Source organism: Pseudoalteromonas sp. GW168-MNA-CIBAN-0100 (assembly GCF_040309225.1).
Classification (GTDB): Bacteria; Pseudomonadota; Gammaproteobacteria; order Enterobacterales; family Alteromonadaceae; genus Pseudoalteromonas; species Pseudoalteromonas arctica.
This window is the reverse complement of the sequence record NZ_JBEOOL010000164.1, coordinates 1-402: the sequence shown is the minus strand read 5'-3', so window position 1 is coordinate 402 and position 402 is coordinate 1. Positions and strand designations below refer to the sequence as shown.

At 40.3% G+C, this 402-nt stretch carries 1 protein-coding gene; it reads left to right on the top strand.

Features of this window, described 5'->3' with window-relative positions; genetic code table 11:
* Positions 1–402 (top strand): tRNA isopentenyl-2-thiomethyl-A-37 hydroxylase MiaE (miaE, locus tag AAEY62_RS20525; protein WP_350636090.1); only part of this gene is annotated, 402 nt, incomplete at both ends.

Sequence of the window (402 nt, the reverse complement as noted above, 5' to 3'; positions counted from 1 at the left end):
AAGTTGTACTTGATGACTTCGATACTTTTTTACAAGACCACGCCGCAGCCGAAAAAAAAGCATCGGGTATGGCCATGTCTATGCTGTCGCATTACCCCGATAAACGTAAACTGGTTACAGCTATGGCAGACTTAGCACTTGAAGAAATGATTCATTTTAAAGAAGTGCTGAAAATTTTAATTTCACGTGATGTAAATTTAGGTGACGACAAAAAAGACCCTTATATAAAACAAATACGTGCTTTATTTAGACACGGCCGCGACGGTTTTTTAATGGATCGATTATTAGTCGGTGGGGTAATTGAGGCAAGAGGGCACGAACGTTTTTCACTAGTGGCGCAAGCGTTACCAGAGGGCAAAGAAAAAGAGTTTTACATTGCGATTGCCGAATCAGAAGAAAAAC